The organism is uncultured Brevundimonas sp. (genome assembly GCF_937870815.1).
In the GTDB taxonomy this organism is placed as follows: Bacteria; Pseudomonadota; Alphaproteobacteria; order Caulobacterales; family Caulobacteraceae; genus Brevundimonas.
In genome coordinates this window covers 56,611-71,304 of sequence record NZ_CALMZS010000116.1, presented here as the reverse complement: position 1 = coordinate 71,304, position 14,694 = coordinate 56,611, and the positions used below count along the sequence as shown (strand labels likewise).

Sequence of the window (14,694 nt, the reverse complement as noted above, 5' to 3'; positions counted from 1 at the left end):
GGCTCGGTGTTGCGCGAGAAGACGCCGCCGGTGGCGCAGATCTTGATCACCTGGGCCCCGTATTTGCGCACCTCGCGCACGCTGTGACGGGCGGCGTCGACGCTGTCGGCGTTGTAGTCGTTGGCCTGGGCCATGGATCGCGGCAGGCCGGTGGCGTCGCAGTGGCCGCCGGTGGCGCCGAACGACACGCCGGCCGGAATGACGCGCGGCCCCTCGACGAAGCCGGCGTCGATGGCCTGACGAAGGGCGATGTCAGCGAAGTCTGGACCGCCGAGGTTCCGCACTGTGGTGAAGCCGGCCATCAGATTGGCCCGGGCGTTCGGGACCTGAAGCACCGTTTCGAAATCGTCGGCGTATTCCAGCACCTTGAAGCCCGAAACATAGGGAGTCCCCGCCAGATGGACGTGCATGTCGATCAGGCCGGGCAGCAGGGTCAGGCCCGGCAGGTCGAGGCGACGCGCGTCGGCGGGCAGGTTGGCGGGGACGGCGGTTCCGACCGCGGTGATGCGTCCGTCGGTGACCACGACCACGGGGTTGTCGACATAGCGGCCGCGCTCGACGTCGACCATCCGGGCGGCGGTGACCACCAGGGTGTCGGCGTGTGCGGGCGCGGCGAAGCCGAGCGTGAGGGCGATGGCGGCGGCGGCCAGACGGTTCAGCATGGTGTTCTCCCCTGTGGGCACGAAGCTGGCATGGCGGAGGCGGCGGGAGCAACAGGCGTGCCGCCGCGCGCACGGGTTCGGGGGCGAGAGTCTCCATCCTCCCAGGAAAAAACGTCATGGCGAATGGGCCGGAAAGATCCGATCGCCGGGAAGCGGACGCCGGAGCCTGAAGTGGCTCCGGACAGGGTTGGGTGTTGTCAAAGACCAGCTCCCCTGGGGATTTGATCCCGTTTGCATGGCGATGCATCAAAAGCGGACGCAGGCGGTTTGCGAGGGTCAAGACGGAGAATCGAGGGGGCGGGATGGGCGGAAAAATGTCCCGAGAGTCTCGAGTCCGGAAGGGCGAGAGTCCTCATGGACGCCGTCCCCCGTCACCGTCCCCGTTCTCGTGGCCGCACAACCCGTCCATCCCCGCCTTCGCGGGGATGGACGGAAAATAAATCGGGTTGATGACGTGAACAACCATCAGGTGTGAAGGCCTACGTCATTTCCGGACGCACCCCCTCGCCGACCCCCTGCCCCGCTCCGCGCGACTCCTGTAAGCCGGTTGTCATGGCGAGAGACGGCGCGATCTATGTTTGTCAGTCCTGCGGGGCGGTGCACGGCAAATGGTCCGGCCAGTGCGGGGCGTGCGGCCAGTGGAACTCCATCGTCGAGGAGAGCCGCGCTGCCCCTCCAGGGGCGATGAAGCCGGCCACAAGCGCGGCGGCGCGCGGGCGCGGGGTCCAGTTCGAGGGGCTGCAGTCCGACACGCCCGAACCGCCGCGCATCGTCACCGGGGTGACCGAGTTCGACCGGGTCTGCGGCGGCGGCGTGGTCCCGGGCTCGGCCATCCTGCTGAGCGGCGACCCGGGGGTGGGCAAGTCGACCCTGCTGCTGGACGTGGCCGGGCGGGCGGCCCTGTCGGGCCGGCGCGTGGCCTACATCTCCGGCGAGGAGGCGGTCGAGCAGATCCGCGCGCGGGCCAGGCGGATGGGGCTGGACAAGGCCCCGGTGGAACTGGCCTCGGCCACGGCGCTGAGGGACATCCTCGGCACGCTGAAGCGCGAGCGGTTCGACATCGTCATCGTCGATTCGATCCAGACGTTGTGGAGCGACGCCCACGAGGCCGGGCCGGGCTCGGTGACCCAGGTGCGGGCCTGCGCCGGCGAGATGGTGCGGCTGGCCAAGTCGCAGGGCGTGGCGGTGGTGCTGGTCGGCCATGTCACCAAGGACGGCCAGGTGGCCGGGCCACGGGTGGTCGAGCACATGGTCGACGCGGTGCTGAGTTTCGAGGGCGAGCGCGGCTATCCGTTCCGGATTCTGAGAGCCGGCAAGAACCGCTTCGGGGCCACCGACGAGATCGGCGTGTTCGAGATGGGCGACGCCGGTCTGCGCGAGGTGGCCAATCCGTCGGCCCTGTTCCTCGGCGAGGGCAAGGACCGGGCCCCGGGGGCGGCGGTGTTCGCCGGCATCGAGGGCTCGCGGCCGGTGCTGGTCGAGGTGCAGGCGCTGGTCTCCAAATCGGCCTATGGCACGCCGCGCCGGGCCGTGGTCGGCTGGGACACCGGGCGGCTGGCCATGGTCCTGGCCGTGCTGGAGGCGCGCTGCGGCTTCAGCTTCGGGGACCAGGACGTCTATCTGAACGTGGCCGGGGGGCTGAGGATCAACGAGCCGGCGGCCGATCTGGCGGCGGCGGCGGCGCTGGTCAGTTCGGCCACCGACATGCCCCTGCCGCAGGGCTGCGTGGTGTTCGGCGAGATCAGCCTGTCGGGCGAGATCCGCGCCGTCGGCCGGGCCGAGGCGCGGCTGCGCGAGGCGCAGAAGCTGGGCTTCGACCAGGCCCTGTCGCCGCCGCTGACGGTCAAGGACAAGGGGGTGAAGACGACCTCGGTGAGCCGGCTGACCGAGGCGGTCGAACGAATCTCGCAAAACCGCTACTGAAGGGTTGTCTCCTCCCTGTTCGCGCAGCGAACGGAGGAGGTGGATCGGCGGCGCAGCCGACGGGACGGAGGGGCTGTTGAAGCGAACAGGGTCAGTGCGGCGGTCAGAAGCCCCCCACCGCCTTCGGCGGTCCCCTTCCCCACTGCTTCGCAACGGGGGGGAGACATGACCGGTTTCGACGTCGTCGCCCTGCTGGTCATCCTGGCCTCGGCCGCCGCCGGCTGGGTGCGCGGCGGCACGCGCGAGATCATCACCCTGCTGAGCTTCATCCTGGCGGCCTTCATCGCCCTGGTGGCCCTGCCGGTCGCCGCCCCGGTCGGGCGCGGCCTGGTCGATCCGGACTGGGCCGGGACCATACTGGCGGCGGTCGTGTCGTTCCTGCTGATCTATTTCGGCATCCGCATCTTCGGCTCGGCCCTGTCGAGGCGGGCCCAGGCGCATCCCCGCCTGAGCGGGGTCGATCGCTTCGTCGGCGTCTTCGTCGGGGCCGGACGGGCCCTGGTGCTGCTGGGCGCGGTGCATCTGGTCGTCGTCGCCGCCCTGCCGGGCGAGAAGACCCCTCGCTGGCTGGGCGAGGCCGCGCTGCGGCCGCTCACCGAGGGCGCGGCGCGGGCCATCCAGGTCGTGCTGCCGGGCATCGGCCGGGGCGCCGACGCCCTGGCGCCGGTGATCAGTTCCTCCGTGAGCGAAGGGTTTAAGGACGATGACGCCTTGCCCCCGACAGATTCCGGGCCTACGTCCCGCCCCGCCGCCCCCTAGTCGCGTAACCCGGTCATCGGAGCCCCGACGATGCGCCACCTGATCGCCGATCCCGTCGTTCACCGCGAGCATTGGCGGGACGACGACGACGACCGCCCGCGCCTCGAGTGCGGCGTCTGCGGCGTCTGGGGCGCTGAGCCCCACGCCGCCTCGTCCATCGTCGCCCTCGGCCTGCACGCCCTGCAGCACCGCGGCCAGGAAGCCTGCGGCATCGCCAGCGTGCACGAGGCCCGCTTCCACACCGAACGGCACATGGGCCTGGTCGGCGAGGCCTTCGGCGGCGCGGACCTGTCGCAGCGGATGCCGGGTTCGGCGGCCATCGGCCATACCCGCTATTCGACCGCCGGCGGCAGCTTCCTGCGCAACATCCAGCCGATGTTCGCCGACCTCGACCAGGGCGGCATCGCCATCGCCCACAACGGCAATCTGACCAATTTCCTCTATCTGCGGAACCAGCTGGTCGGCGAGGGCGCCATCTTCCAGTCGACCTCGGACTCGGAGGTCATCCTCCACCTGATCGCGCGCAGCCGGAAGGCCAAGATCGTCGACCGCTTCATCGACGCCGTCGGCCGGATCGAGGGCGGCTACGCCCTGGTCTGCCAGACCCGCTCCAAGATGATCGGGGCCCGGGATCCGCTGGGCATCCGGCCGCTGGTGCTGGGCCGGCTGGGCGAGGCCTGGGTGCTGGCCTCGGAGACCTGCGCGCTGGACACCATCGGGGCCACCCTCGAGCGCGATGTCGAGCATGGCGAGGTCGTGGTCATCGACAAGGACGGCCTGCAGTCGCTGAAGCCCTTCCCGACCCGGGCGGCCCGGCCCTGCCTGTTCGAATACGTCTATTTCTCCCGCCCCGACAGCGTGGTGAACGGCAAGTCGGTCTATGAGGTGCGCAAGCGCATGGGCCGCCACCTGGCGCGCGAGCATGCGGTCGAGGCCGACGTGGTCGTGCCGGTGCCCGATTCGGGCGTGCCGGCGGCGCTGGGCTACGCCCAGGAAAGCGGCATCCCCTATGAGATGGGCATCATCCGCAGCCATTATCTGGGGCGCACCTTCATCCAGCCCAGCCAAGGCGCGCGGCAGAAGGGGGTGCGGATGAAGCACAGCCCGAACCGCTCGGTGATCGAGGGCCGGCGGGTGGTGCTGATCGACGACTCGATCGTGCGCGGCACCACCTCGGTCAAGCTGGTCCGGGCCGTGCGCGCCGCGGGCGCCGCCGAGGTTCACCTGCGCTCGGCCAGCCCGCCGATCCTGTGGCCCGACTTCTACGGCATCGACATGCCCGAGCGCGACCAGCTGATCGCCGCCAACAAGACGCTGGAGGAGATGCGGACCCAGCTCGAGGTCGACTCGCTGGGCTTCCTGTCGGTGGACGGGCTCTACGAAGCCATGGAGGCCGGGCCGCGCGACCCGCGCAACCCCCAGTTCACCGACCACTATTTCACCGGCGAATACCCGACCCGGCTGCTCGACCGCGAGATCGAGGAAGGCGGCCGCGAGGTGGCGGCCCGGCAACTTTCGCTGCTGGTCAGCGCTTAAGGCGCATGATCCAGCTCGGCTACTTCACCATCGACACGCCGGATATCGACAAGGCCCGGGCCTTCTACAGCGCCGTGTTCGGCTGGAGGTTCGACGAGGCGTCGTCGCACCCGACCTATCTGCATGTGGCGGAGAGCGATCCGCCGTTCGGCTTCACCAAGGTGGAGCGGGCCAGGGACTTTGCGCACCTGTATTTCAAGGTCGAGGACGTCGACGCCCTGTGCAAGCGGGTGACAGAGTTGGGCGGCAAGGCCGCGATCCCCTCGGACAGCGCCACGGGCCGCTCGGTCGTGGTCAGCGACGACCAGGGGGTCAGTTTCAGCCTGTGGCAGCCGGCGGCGGGGTTTTAGACTTCTTCGCCGGGTTCAGGGATCCAGCCCCGCCAGTTCTGCGCCATGTGAAACAGCCGGTGGATCTTCAGCTCTCCGTGCGCCCCGCCGACGAGGCCGTAGACGAGAAGGTATGAGGTCTTCAGCACACCCTTTTCAAACGTATTGACGCGCTCGCCCGGACGACCGATCGGCCTGACGGCGAGACTCTCTATCGTGGTCAAAACACGATCCGACAGGCGAAGTGCAGCGGACGGGTTTCGCTCAGCCAGATAGGCGATGGCCTTGTCGAACTGGTCGATCGCAGTGTCGGACCAGACGATCTCTCTCAAGGATCGACCTTCTCGTACCGTGCGATGGTCGCGTGAATCCGCGCGACGGCCTCAGTGTGAGGAACGGTCCGGCCTTCCTTGAAATCCTCGATACTCTTGTCGATTTCCGACAGCATCCACAGACGCTGATCGACATACTCCGACAGGCCCTGCTGAGCGATCGCGGAAGGAGTCCGATCCGTTTCCCTGGCGAGCTGTCCGAGCTTCTCCTTCAGCTCGTGAGTCAATCGCAGGCTCATCGTGGCGGATTTCGACATCGTCCATCTCCCATGCGGTCTCGTATCGCAATGTAACACATTGACCCCGCGCGGCGCCATGCCTACCAACCGCGCCATGACCGACCTCCCCCTCAAGGACCGCATCGCCCTCGTCGTCGGGGCCTCGCGCGGCATCGGCTACGAGAGCGCCCTGGCGCTGGCCAGGGCCGGGGCGCATGTGATCGCCACGGCCCGAACCCAGGGCGGGCTGGAGGATCTGGACGACGCCGTCTTCGCCGCCACCGGCGCGCACGCGACCCTGATCCCGTTCGATCTGGTCGACGGCGGGGCCATCGACCGGCTGGGCGGGGCCATCTTCGAGCGCTTCGGGCGGCTGGACATCTGGGTGCAGGCGGCGGCGACCATGGGCGCCGAGGGGCTGACGCCGGTCAGCCACGCCGATCCGCGCGGCTTCGCCAAGGTCGAGAAGACCAATTTCACCGCCGTCTACCGCCTGATCCGCTCGCTGGAGCCGCTGCTGAAGGCCTCGAACGCCGGGCGGGTGATCCATGTGACGACCAGCGTGGCGCACGCGCCGAAAGCCTTCTGGGGCGCATACGCCGCGACCAAGGCCGGGGCCGAGACGCTGATGAAATGCTGGGCCGACGAGATCGAGTCGACGCCGATCCGCGTCTCGATCGTCGACCCGGGCCGGATGCGCACCCGGCTGCGGGCCCAGGCCTATCCGGGCGAGGCCCCGGAGACGGTGACGCATCCCTCGGCCATCGGCCCGCTGGTGGTCGAGCTGGCGCGCGGGGACATGGAGCCCCCGCTGGAGGTGAAGTTCAGGGACTGGAGCGCGGGGCCGGGCGGGGCGGCCCTGGTCTGAGCGTAATCGCCTGCCCGCCTACTTCTTCGGCGCGTGCTTCTGCCCCGTCCGCACCCGGCCTGAGCGCGACACCTGCCTCGCCCCGCCGCGGGCGCCCTTCTGGACGGCGACGGACGAGCCCGCCTTCTTGTTGGCGCTCGACTTGAGGCCAGCCAAGGGTTTGATCCTGCCCTTGCCGGCCTTCTTCTGCTCCAGCGCCTTGCCGGGCAGGCTGGACAGGCGGTCCTCGCGCTCGGCCTTCTTGATGACGCGGCGCGGCGCGGTTTTCGCATCACCCTTGTAGCGTTCGGGGCCGGACTTGGCGCCGCCGGGCGCATAGGGGTTTTCGCTGCCCGACTTGACCAGCAGGCGGATCGGCGTGCCCGGCAAGTCGAAGGATTCGCGCAGGCTGTTGACCAGATAGCGTTTGTACTGCTCGGGCATGGCCTCGGCGCGGCTGGCCATCAGAACGAAGGTCGGCGGCCGGGCCTTGGTCTGGGCCATGTATTTGGGCTTGATCCGCTTGCCGTCGACGGCGGGGGGCGGATGCCTCTGGGTGGCCAGGGCCAGCCAGGTGTTCAGATCCTTGGTCTTGACCTTGACCGACCAGGTGGCGTGGGCCTGGAGCACGGCGGGCATCAGCCGCTCGACGCCGCGGCCGCTGTGCGCCGACAGGGCGACGAAGGGCGAGCCCTTCAGCTGGGGCAGCTTGTCCCCGGCCATCTGCTGGAGTTTGGCGAGGCGCGCCTGCGGCTCGGTCTCGAGGTCCCATTTGGCGGCGACATAGACCAGGGCCCGGCCCTCGCGCTCGACCAGGTCGGCCAGCTGCAGGTCCTGGGTGTCGAAGGCGTCGTCCTTGTCCATGACCAGAACCACCACCTCGGCGAAGGTGATGGCGCGGATGGTGTCGGCGACCGACAGCTTCTCCAGCTTTTCCTGGACCCGGGCCTTGCGGCGCATGCCGGCGGTGTCGACCAGGCGGATGTTGTGGCCTTCGTATTCCCAGTCGACCGAGATGGAGTCGCGGGTGATGCCGGCCTCGGGGCCGGTCAGCATGCGGTCTTCGCCGATCAGGCGGTTGATCAGGGTCGACTTGCCGGCGTTGGGCCGGCCGATGATGGCGATGCGGATCGGCTTGTCGGGCTCGTCGACCTCCTCGATGAAGATGTCGGCGCTGGCCGTGACGACAGCGGCGTAGAGATCGGCCATGCCCTCGCCGTGCTCGGCCGAGATGGCCACGGGTTCGCCGAAGCCCAGGCCGTAGGCCTCGCCGATGCCGCCGCCCGACTCGCGGCTCTCGGACTTGTTGGCCAGCAGGATGACCGGCTTGTGCTGGCGCCTCAGACGGTCGGCGAAGATGCGATCCAGCGCCGTGACCCCCTCGCGGGCGTCCATCATGAACAGGATCAGGTCGGCGTCTTCCAGCGCCGCCTCGGTCTGTTCGCGCATCCGCGATTCGAGGCTCTCGTCGGTGACGTCCTCATAGCCGGCGGTGTCGATCAGCGTCAGGTCCATGTCGCCGATGGCGCCGTCGGCGTAGCGACGGTCGCGGGTCACGCCCGGCCGGTCGTCGACCAGCGCCAGGCGCTTGCCGACGAGGCGGTTGAACAGGGTCGACTTGCCCACATTGGGGCGACCGACGATGGCGACCTTGAGAGCCATGTCGGCCTTCTAACGCAGATTGGGGCGATCGGTCAGCGAATGCTGACCAGCTGGCCCCGGTCGGTGAGGACGTAGAGGGCGCCGTTGTAGGCGGCCGGGGCGATGAAGGCCGGGCCGCCCAGGCGCAGGGAGGCGGTCTGCACCCCCGTCCGCGGGTCGAAGGCCACCAGCTCGCCGTCGGAATTGGCCAGCACCAGCCGGTTCGAGGCCAGCAGCGGCCCGGCCCACACCGGGCGCACGGTGCGGTCGAAGAAGCCGAAGAAGCCGCCTTCCTGACGGGTCCGGCCCTCGTTGAGGTCGCGGGTCCAGTAGACCTGCCCCGACTCGCGGTTGATCACGGTCAGTTCGCCGCTCTTGGACACGACATAGACCACGTCCCCGGCCGGCAGCGGCGCGTTGACGCCGGACACGGGCAGTTGCCATTTCGGCTGGCCGGTGCGGACGTCGATGGCCGACATCAGGCCCGAATGGCCGACGCCGTAGACAACGCCGCGGCTGACCACCGGCCGCCCGGCGATGTCGCGGATCTCGGACAGGGCGCTGGTCCGGCTGGTGCGCGACAACACCTGCTGCCACACCGGCTGGCCCGTCGAGGCGCGCAGGGCGATCAGCTCGCCGGACGAGAATGGCGCGATCACCGTGTCGCCGGTCACCGCCGGGCTGGAGGCGCGCATGATGCGGGCCGGCTCGGGAATGCCGCGGTAGGTCCAGACCTGCCGGCCGGTGTCCGCGTCGAAGGCGTACAGCTGGTTCTCGACGTCGACGACATAGACCCGCGAGCCGGCCACCGTCGGGGCGCCGTGGACCGGCACGTCGACGGGGGTGGTCCACAGCAGGGCGCCGCTGGTCTGGTCGACGGCGCTGACGGTGCGGTAGCCCGAGGCGATGAAGACCTTGCCGCCGCCGGCGGCGACGCCGCCGCCGAAGCCGCCGCCGGTCGAGCCGCCGCCGAAGCCGAAGTCGAGCAGCCCCCGCCGGAACTCCGGTTCGTCCGGCTTGACGTTGACCTTCCAGGCGACCGAGCCGCTGGCCGAGTCGACGGCCGTGACGGTGGCTTCGCCGTCGAGGACGAAGACGCGGCCGCCGTCGGCCACCACCGGCGCCATCACCTGGCGGGTGTCGGACGATCCGGCCCCGATGTCCCGGCGCCAGGCCACGGTGAAGCCTTCGGCGGCGGCGACATGCTCGACCGCGTTCTCGGCGTTGCCGCCGGGCTGGGTCCAGGCGGTGGCCGGTTGCGGGCCGGGCAGGAAGAATTCCCGGCCCGACAGGGCCGCCGACGGGGTCAGCTGCTGCTCGAACTCCAGCACCGAGACGCGCTGGCCCTCGGTCGCCGTGACCTGGGGCGCATCCTGGCCGCCGAGGCCGAAGGGCAGGGCCCGCCGGACCGTGCCGCACGAGGCGACGGTGACGGCGAGACCGCACAGCAGGGCGACTTTGAGCACGCGATTCATGGAGGATGTCCTGAAAGCGGGGTTCACGGGCGGGCCGGGGCGGCGGGCGCGGTCTGGGGCCGCGGCGCGGCGGCGGCGCGGGCGACCGACGCCTCCAGTTCGGCCATGGCCGCGGTGATGGCCGCGAGGTTGGACGCCGTGCCGTCCTCGATCGAGGACAGGGTCAGGTCGGCGCGCTGGCCGATCTCCCGCGGGGTGTCCAGACTGTTCTTGAGGACCACCAGGGTCGAGCGGGCCTCGGCCGTCCTGCCGTGCTGCAGCTGGGCCATGGCGAGGGCCTCGCGCGCGAAGGCGCGGAACGGCCGGCCCTCTTCGGTCAGCGGCTCGAGCCGGGCCTGGACGTCCTCGAGGCTGGCGGTGTCCATCAGGTGCAGGGCCGCCTTGAAGGCCGCCACGTCGCGCAGCAGGGGATCGCGCGCGGCCCCGGCCGCCTCGTCGAACAGCTCCACGGCGGCGGGGATGCGGTTCTGCCGCACGGCGATGCCGGCGCGATGCTGCAGGGCCATCGACCGGTAGGCCGCATTGCCCTCCCCGGCCGCCTGGGCGAAGGCCGCGTCGGCCCCGACCAGATTGTCCGCCTCCAGCGATTCGAGGCCGCGCTGATAGGCGATCGAGGCCTTGTCGGCCTTCGAGGTCTCCATCTTCTGCCAGCCCCACCACGCCAGGGCGGAGATCAGGGCGACGAGAAGGATGCCGCCGATGACCGGCAGCCAGGTGCGGGCCAGCCGCTTGTATCGATCGGAGCGAAGCTCCTCCTCGACCTGATCGAAGACATCAACCACGGTAGCGTCGCCCCAAAAGTCGCAGAAAATCCAACCGGCCGGACCCTAGAGACTCGTTTCCCGCGCCGCAACGCGGCCTTTACGGTGAAACCGGCTTTTTCGAGAAGTAGGTCTCGACTTCGGCAGGAAAACGGCGGGCCTTGACGTCCTCGGCGTAGGCGCCGACGGCCCGGCCGATCTCGGCGCGCAGGTCGGCGTAGCGGCGCACGAACCGGGGCGTCCAGTCGAACAGGCCGAGCATGTCGGGAGTGACGAGGATCTGGCCGTCGCAGGCGGCCGAGGCCCCGATGCCGATGGTCGGCTTGTCGACCGCCGCGGTGATGTCGCGGGCCAGGCCTTCGGCGACCCCCTCGATGACGATGGCGAAGGCCCCGGCGTCGGCGGTGGCCTCGGCCTCGGACATCACCCGCAGCCGCTCCTCGTCGGTGCGCCCCCTGGCCTTGAAGCCGCCGTCGGTCAGCACCGCCTGGGGGCGCAGGCCGACGTGTCCCATGACCGGAATGCCGCGCTGGACCAGATAGGCGATGGTCTCGGCCACGGTCGGGCCGCTCTCCAGCTTGACCCCCTGGGCGCCGGTCTCCTTCATGACCCGGGCGCAGTTCTCGTAGGCCTGCTCCTTGCCGGCCTCGTAGGAGCCGAACGGCATGTCGATGACGACCATGGCCCGTTTCGAGCCGCGCATCACCGCCTGGCCGTGCAGGATCATCATCTCCAGCGTCACGCCGACGGTGTTGGGCAGGCCATGGACCACCATGCCGACGCTGTCGCCGACCAGCAGCAGGTCGCAGTGCTCGTCCAGCAGGGCGGCGGTCGGGGCGTCATAGGCGGTCAGGCAGACGATCGGGTTTGTGCCCTTGCGGGCGCGGATGTCCGGGGCGGCGAGGCGGCGGACGGTTTCCGGCGTGTGGCTGGACATGGACGGGCCTCCTGTTCCGGCCCTAGATAGGCGCGCGCGGCCGGAGCGTCATCCCTCGATCCGGCCGCGGCGACGGGCGAAACCTTCGCAAGGCGGGCGAAACCGCGGGCCGCGGCCTGCAACTGCACCGCCTGCGCCGCGTTCGCTCCCCTGTCGAGGTCCGAATGTCCCGCCGGAGAGCGCCCATGGTCCAGGTCACCTATCGCATCGTCGAGCACGACGGAGGCTGGGCCTACCGGCTGGGCGACACCTTCTCCGAGACCTATCCGGATCACGACTCGGCGCGGGCCGCCGCCGCCGCCGCCGCGCGCGAGCAGAAGGTGCCGGACGAGGATTCCCTGATCGAATACGCCGACGCCTCGGGGCGCTGGATCACCGAGCGCGCCGACGGCCACGATCGGCCGGAGACCGACGTCGAGGGCTGACTCCGCCGCGACCGCGCTCCCGCGTCGGGCGCCCGACAGCGCAACGCTTTGTGATCGATTAAGGGTAGGCGCGGGACGCCGCGCCGTTTAGTCCTGCACAGTCCCTCAACTGGAACCGGTTACATGCGCCCTCCGCCCTTCCCCGCTCCGACCCGCCGCAGCCTTCTGGCCGGGGGCGCTCTGGCCGCCGGCCTGATAATGGCGCCGCGGATCGCGGCGGCGCAGGCCCGGGCCGACCTTGAGCGGGTCGACGCCCTGATCGCGCGCATGACGATCGAGGAGAAGGCCGGCCAGCTGAACCTGCAGAACGATCCCTTCCGCTGGCGGCCCGAAGGGGTGAACCCCGACGACTTCAGCCCCGATCAGAGCGCCGCCGCCGCCGACATCCGGGCCGGGCGGATCGGCGCCCTGTTCAACGGCGTGGGCGCGGGCGGCGCCCGGCTGATGCAGCAGATGGCGGTCGCGGAGAGCCGGATGGGCATCCCGCTGCTGTTCGCCGCCGACATCATCCACGGCCTGCGCACCACCTTTCCCGTACCGCTGGGCGAGGCGGCCAGCTGGGACCCGGAGCTGGCGCGGCGCACGGCGCGGGCAGCCGCCGTCGAGGGCGGGGCCTCGGGCGTGCACCAGACCTATGCGCCGATGGTGGACATCGGCCGCGACCAGCGCTGGGGCCGGGTGGTCGAGGGCGCCGGCGAGGACGTGCTGCTGGGCCGGCTGTTCGCGGCCGCGCGGACCCGCGGCTTCCAGGGCGACGACCTGAAGCACTGGTCCTCGCTGCTGGCCACGCCCAAGCATTTCGCCGCCTATGGCGCGGCCGAGGCCGGCCTGGACTATAATTCCACCGACATGAGCGAGCTGGAGCTGCGCTCGGTCTATCTGCCGCCGTACAAGGCGGCGTTCGACGCCGGCGCCCTGTCGACGATGAGCGCCTTCAACGACCTGAACGGCGTGCCGGCCAGCGGCAATGGATGGCTGCTGACCGAACTGTTGCGCGGCGAGTGGGGTTTCGCCGGCTTCGTGGTCTCGGACTATACCTCGGAGGAGGAGCTGATCGCCCACGGCTACGCCGCCGACGGCCGCGACGCGGCGCGGCTGGCGCTGATGGCCGGCGTCGACATGTCGATGCGGAGCGGCCTCTACATCAAACACATCCCCGAACTGGTGCAGTCCGGCGATGTGCCGCTGGCGCGCGTGGACGAGGCGGTGCGGCGGGTGTTGATGACCAAGGCGGCGCTGGGCCTGTTCGACAATCCGTATCGCGGCTCGGACGTGCGGACCGAACGGCGGGTCAGCGGCAGCCGCGAGCATCTGGCCCTGGCGCGCGAGGCCGGGCGCAGGTCGATCGTGATGCTGAAGAACGAGGGCGGCCTGCTGCCGCTGTCGAAAACGGGCAAACGCTACGCCCTGATCGGGCCGTTCGGGGCGGACAGGAGCGACCTGTTCGGCCCGTGGTCGATCTTCAAGGACGAGAAGCTGGCGGTGTCTCTGGAACAGGGCCTGCGCGCGGCGCTGGGCGACGGCTCCAGCCTGACCGTGGTCAAGGGCTCGGACGTCGAGGCGCCGATCGCCGGCGGGATCGAGGCGGCCGTGCTGGCGGCGGCCCAGGCCGATGTCGTCCTGCTGGCCGTCGGCGAGTCGGGCGCGATGTCGGCCGAGGCCCAGTCCCGCGTCGATATCGTCATTCCCGGACCGCAGCTGGCCCTGGCCGAAGCGGTGGCGGCGACGGGCAAGCCGGTCGTGGTCATCCTGCGCAACGGCCGGGCGCTGGCTCTGGCGGGCGCGGTCAAGGACGCGCCGGCCATACTGGCGACCTGGTTCCTGGGCTCGGAGACGGGGAACGCCGTCGCCGACGTGCTGTTCGGCGACCATGCCCCGACCGGGCGGCTGCCGGTCAGCTTCCCGCATTTCTCGGGCCAGTCGCCCTACTACTATGCGCGCAAGACCACCGGCCGGCCGGCCGCGTCCCGCGGCGACGAATTCAAGGCCCAGTTCAGGGAGACCGCGAACGCCGCCCTCTATCCGTTCGGCCACGGCCTGACCTATGCGCCGGTGGCGTATTCGGCGGTGCGGCTGTCGGCGCCGACCATGGCCTGGGACGGCGGGATCACCGTCTCGGTGACCCTGACCAACGGCGGCTCGCGCGAGGCGTCGGAAGTGGTGCAGCTCTACATCCGCGACCGCGCCGCCTCGATCACCCAGCCGGCGCGGCTGCTGAAGGGGTTCCAGCGCGTCACCGTGCCGGCCGGAGGTTCGGTCGAGGTCAGCCTGCCGCTGACCTTCGCCGATCTGCAGTTCCTCGGGCCGGACCTGACGCCGACCGTGGAGCCCGGCCTGTTCGACGTCTGGCTGGCCCCGAACGCCCAGGCGGGCGAGGCGGCGCAGTTCACCCTGACCCGATAGCGGCCCCCTCCCGGCGGGAGAGGGTCCATGGCCGCCGTGGACGCCGGCTCAAACCGGGCCGAAGGCCGCTTCGTAAAGCTCGGGCTTGAAGCCCACCAGCGTCCGGTCGCCGAGGTCCAGCACCGGCCGTTTGATCATCGACGGCTGCGCCAGCATCAGGTCGATCGCCTTGGCTGCGTCGAGACCGGCCTTGTCGCCGTCGGACAGCTTCCTGAAGGTCGTGCCGGCCCGGTTCAGCACCGTCTCCCAGCCGTGCTCGGCCACCCAGCCTTCCAGCCGCGCGCGGTCGATCCCGGCCTTCCTGTAGTCGTGGAAGCCATGGGCGACGCCGCGCCGGTCCAGCCACGTCCGCGCCTTCCGGACCGTGTCGCAGTTGGGGATGCCGTAGAGGGTGCAGGCCATGGCGGCTGTCTGCCCGCTCCGCGGCCGGCGGGCAAGGCGCGTCT

Annotated in this window: 15 protein-coding genes; 7 read left to right on the top strand and 8 right to left on the bottom strand. The window is 70.4% G+C overall.

Going from position 1 to position 14,694, the window contains the following annotated elements:
* A partial coding sequence (locus tag Q0588_RS07855; protein ID WP_298745339.1) for an amidohydrolase family protein occupies nucleotides 1–662 on the bottom strand: 662 nt, incomplete at its 3' end.
* A 552-nt stretch (nucleotides 663–1,214) separates the two neighbouring features.
* Here Q0588_RS07855 and radA point away from each other — a divergent pair.
* The 4 genes from radA (at nucleotide 1,215) to Q0588_RS07835 (ending at nucleotide 5,230) form a co-directional block, all read left to right on the top strand.
* Nucleotides 1,215–2,585, top strand: coding sequence for a DNA repair protein RadA (radA, locus tag Q0588_RS07850; RefSeq protein WP_298745337.1), 1,371 nt, complete (start codon nucleotides 1,215–1,217; stop codon nucleotides 2,583–2,585).
* A gap of 165 nt (nucleotides 2,586–2,750) precedes the next feature.
* Nucleotides 2,751–3,344: a CvpA family protein gene (locus Q0588_RS07845; RefSeq protein ID WP_298745336.1), complete on the top strand. Its 594-nt coding sequence runs from the start codon at nucleotides 2,751–2,753 to the stop codon at nucleotides 3,342–3,344.
* Between the two features lie 30 nt (nucleotides 3,345–3,374).
* Nucleotides 3,375–4,880: an amidophosphoribosyltransferase gene (gene purF / locus Q0588_RS07840; RefSeq protein WP_298745334.1), complete on the top strand. Its 1,506-nt coding sequence runs from the start codon at nucleotides 3,375–3,377 to the stop codon at nucleotides 4,878–4,880.
* A gap of 5 nt (nucleotides 4,881–4,885) precedes the next feature.
* Nucleotides 4,886–5,230, top strand: a complete 345-nt coding sequence (locus Q0588_RS07835) for a VOC family protein (protein WP_298745333.1) — start codon at nucleotides 4,886–4,888, stop codon at nucleotides 5,228–5,230.
* Here Q0588_RS07835 and Q0588_RS07830 read toward each other — a convergent pair.
* Entirely contained in the window at nucleotides 5,227–5,541 is a 315-nt protein-coding gene (locus tag Q0588_RS07830) for a type II toxin-antitoxin system RelE/ParE family toxin (protein WP_298745332.1), read from the bottom strand. The two genes, Q0588_RS07835 and Q0588_RS07830, sit on opposite strands and share 4 nt — an antisense overlap.
* A complete protein-coding gene (locus Q0588_RS07825) occupies nucleotides 5,538–5,798 on the bottom strand; it encodes a CopG family ribbon-helix-helix protein (RefSeq protein WP_298745331.1) in 261 nt (86 codons plus the stop codon). Before Q0588_RS07825 ends, Q0588_RS07830 begins: the two co-directional genes overlap by 4 nt.
* A gap of 76 nt (nucleotides 5,799–5,874) precedes the next feature.
* On the opposite strand from Q0588_RS07825, the gene Q0588_RS07820 reads away from it, so the two are divergent.
* Nucleotides 5,875–6,627 carry an SDR family NAD(P)-dependent oxidoreductase gene (locus Q0588_RS07820; RefSeq protein ID WP_298745329.1) on the top strand — a complete coding sequence of 251 codons (753 nt, stop codon included), beginning with the start codon at nucleotides 5,875–5,877 and terminating at the stop codon, nucleotides 6,625–6,627.
* A gap of 18 nt (nucleotides 6,628–6,645) precedes the next feature.
* Here Q0588_RS07820 and der read toward each other — a convergent pair whose 3' ends face one another.
* The 4 genes from der to panB all read right to left on the bottom strand — a co-directional run bounded on the left by der (nucleotide 6,646) and on the right by panB (nucleotide 11,420).
* A complete protein-coding gene (gene der, locus Q0588_RS07815; protein WP_298745328.1) occupies nucleotides 6,646–8,268 on the bottom strand; it encodes a ribosome biogenesis GTPase Der in 1,623 nt (540 codons plus the stop codon).
* A 32-nt stretch (nucleotides 8,269–8,300) separates the two neighbouring features.
* Entirely contained in the window at nucleotides 8,301–9,722 is a 1,422-nt protein-coding gene (locus tag Q0588_RS07810; protein ID WP_298745327.1) for a PQQ-binding-like beta-propeller repeat protein, read from the bottom strand.
* Between the two features lie 23 nt (nucleotides 9,723–9,745).
* Entirely contained in the window at nucleotides 9,746–10,504 is a 759-nt protein-coding gene (locus Q0588_RS07805) for a tetratricopeptide repeat protein (protein WP_298745325.1), read from the bottom strand.
* Nucleotides 10,505–10,583: 79 nt separating this feature from the next.
* A complete protein-coding gene (gene panB / locus Q0588_RS07800; protein WP_298745323.1) occupies nucleotides 10,584–11,420 on the bottom strand; it encodes a 3-methyl-2-oxobutanoate hydroxymethyltransferase in 837 nt (278 codons plus the stop codon).
* A 185-nt stretch (nucleotides 11,421–11,605) separates the two neighbouring features.
* Between panB and Q0588_RS07795 the strand changes: the two genes are divergently transcribed.
* Nucleotides 11,606–11,845, top strand: coding sequence for a hypothetical protein (locus Q0588_RS07795; RefSeq protein WP_298745322.1), 240 nt, complete (start codon nucleotides 11,606–11,608; stop codon nucleotides 11,843–11,845).
* 123 nt (nucleotides 11,846–11,968) lie between these two features.
* Entirely contained in the window at nucleotides 11,969–14,248 is a 2,280-nt protein-coding gene (locus Q0588_RS07790; RefSeq protein ID WP_298745320.1) for a glycoside hydrolase family 3 N-terminal domain-containing protein, read from the top strand.
* A gap of 48 nt (nucleotides 14,249–14,296) precedes the next feature.
* On the opposite strand, the gene Q0588_RS07785 is transcribed toward Q0588_RS07790, so the two are convergent.
* Nucleotides 14,297–14,650, bottom strand: a complete 354-nt coding sequence (locus Q0588_RS07785) for an ArsC family reductase (RefSeq protein ID WP_298745318.1) — start codon at nucleotides 14,648–14,650, stop codon at nucleotides 14,297–14,299.
* Nucleotides 14,651–14,694: the final 44 nt, after the last annotated feature.

Coding starts and splice junctions, on each gene's coding strand:
- radA (WP_298745337.1), top strand. CDS start 1,215: ATGGCGAGAGACGGCGCGATCTATGTTTGTCAGTCCTGCGGGGCGGTG.
- der (WP_298745328.1), bottom strand. CDS start 8,268: ATGGCTCTCAAGGTCGCCATCGTCGGTCGCCCCAATGTGGGCAAGTCG.
- Q0588_RS07785 (WP_298745318.1), bottom strand. CDS start 14,650: ATGGCCTGCACCCTCTACGGCATCCCCAACTGCGACACGGTCCGGAAG.
- Q0588_RS07835 (WP_298745333.1), top strand. CDS start 4,886: ATGATCCAGCTCGGCTACTTCACCATCGACACGCCGGATATCGACAAG.
- Q0588_RS07820 (WP_298745329.1), top strand. CDS start 5,875: ATGACCGACCTCCCCCTCAAGGACCGCATCGCCCTCGTCGTCGGGGCC.
- panB (WP_298745323.1), bottom strand. CDS start 11,420: ATGTCCAGCCACACGCCGGAAACCGTCCGCCGCCTCGCCGCCCCGGAC.
- Q0588_RS07790 (WP_298745320.1), top strand. CDS start 11,969: ATGCGCCCTCCGCCCTTCCCCGCTCCGACCCGCCGCAGCCTTCTGGCC.
- Q0588_RS07825 (WP_298745331.1), bottom strand. CDS start 5,798: ATGTCGAAATCCGCCACGATGAGCCTGCGATTGACTCACGAGCTGAAG.
- Q0588_RS07795 (WP_298745322.1), top strand. CDS start 11,606: ATGGTCCAGGTCACCTATCGCATCGTCGAGCACGACGGAGGCTGGGCC.
- Q0588_RS07810 (WP_298745327.1), bottom strand. CDS start 9,722: ATGAATCGCGTGCTCAAAGTCGCCCTGCTGTGCGGTCTCGCCGTCACC.
- purF (WP_298745334.1), top strand. CDS start 3,375: ATGCGCCACCTGATCGCCGATCCCGTCGTTCACCGCGAGCATTGGCGG.
- Q0588_RS07845 (WP_298745336.1), top strand. CDS start 2,751: ATGACCGGTTTCGACGTCGTCGCCCTGCTGGTCATCCTGGCCTCGGCC.